The 1,326-nt window shown below is 68.6% G+C and carries 3 protein-coding genes; all 3 read right to left on the reverse strand.

Annotation, left to right across the window (positions count from 1 at the left end; translation table 11 throughout):
• Positions 1 to 281 (reverse strand): hypothetical protein (locus tag ACFUJR_RS39305; RefSeq protein ID WP_383181393.1); only part of this gene is annotated, 281 nt, incomplete at its 3' end.
• Positions 278 to 421, reverse strand: coding sequence for a hypothetical protein (locus ACFUJR_RS39310; RefSeq protein ID WP_383181390.1), 144 nt, complete (start codon positions 419 to 421; stop codon positions 278 to 280). The genes ACFUJR_RS39310 and ACFUJR_RS39305, both read right to left, overlap by 4 nt.
• The gene (locus ACFUJR_RS39315) at positions 418 to 1,281 is read right to left on the reverse strand and encodes a hypothetical protein (protein WP_383181387.1); all 864 of its coding nucleotides are present in this window, start codon (positions 1,279 to 1,281) and stop codon (positions 418 to 420) included. The genes ACFUJR_RS39310 and ACFUJR_RS39315 overlap by 4 nt, the downstream gene beginning before the upstream one ends.
• Positions 1,282 to 1,326: the final 45 nt, after the last annotated feature.

Raw genomic sequence — 1,326 nt, forward strand, 5'->3', positions numbered from 1 at the left:
GGCTGCTCCTGGTGCTCGTCGAGGGCGGCTCCATGTCCGACGCCAATGCCGGAGAGGTAAACCCACGCCTCACGGTAGGTGTAAGCCGCAGCGCTGCTGCTGCCGACGATGGTGACGCTGTAGTCGCTGGCCTCTGGCTGGGGTTCTACCTCGACGGTGAGGCCGGTCTCATGGGCGACGACAGCAGCGTGCCATCGGAGCTTCGTGAGATTGTCCCAGTTGGGGTCGAGGGGCGGTTCGATGTGGCTGCCGCGCTGGGTGTGTACGCGGGTGACGTTCACGGCTGCTCCTGGTGCTCGTCTGGTGTGTCGTGGCAGATGCAGTCGCAGGTGACTAGGTAGATGGTTTCGCCGTCGTCGGTCTGGTCTTGGTTGGGGTAGTCGCAGCAGGGGCCTGGGGTGAAGGCGGTGAGGTCGGTCACGGCTGCTCCTGGTGCTCGTCGAGGGCGGCGCGAACACGGCGGGCGATCGCGGCCTGGGTCCAACCGGCGCGGTCGAGGTCATCGGCGTAGGCGCGGACGCGTTCGATGGTGGCCCAGTGCGCGGCGGTCATACTCCGCGACTTCCGGAGCTGCTCCTGCCATCCGAGCAGGGCCATGTCCCGCTCGTGGACGGTCTGGAGGAGCTTGGCGTTGCGCTCCCGTAGCTCGCCAAGCTGGTTCTCGTGGTTGCCCATGAGGCATCGGTGGGCGCGCTCGGAGGCGCTCATCAGATCGGCGGCGACCTCCAGGCGCTTGGCCGGGGTGGCGCGGTTCCAGTGCCAAATCCACTGTGCGGGTGTGGGGACGGTGTGCTCGTCGCCGTGGGGTTTCTCGCCTTCGTGGAGCGCGGCGAGTGCGGCCTGAGCCTGGTCCCGCTCAGCAGCCAGCTCCGGAACGATGACGGTCTTCCAGTGCCGCAGCTCGATATCAAGCCGGCGGTGTTGGTCGCCGAGGTCGTCCAACTGCTCGGCGCGACGGGTGAGATCGATGGCTCGCTCGTTCATCTCGCCCTGGACTTCCTCGTACCGGTCGAGGTCGGCCTGCATGGCGCCGATGCCTTCGCGGAGCCTCGCGGCTTCGTCTCCGGTGAGCTGGTGGCGTTCGGCGCGGTCGGCGAGGTTGAGCAGCTGCTCGGCAGCAGGTGTGGGCTTCGCGGCCTGCTCGGTGCGCATCCACCAGCGCATGCCGGTCTCGTCGGCGTGGCTGCCAGAGTGGCCTGGGCGGAGGCCGCATTCAGTTGCGCGGCCGAGGACGGGATCGGGCTGGTGGCCACAGTGCTCGGCGGGCGTGGGCTGGATCATGTCTGGTCCTCTCCGAGGATGGCGCGGGCGACCGCGAGGGCGTGG

The sequence above is a fragment of the Streptomyces sp. NPDC057271 genome (genome assembly GCF_042668715.1).
Classification (GTDB): Bacteria; Actinomycetota; Actinomycetes; order Streptomycetales; family Streptomycetaceae; genus Streptomyces.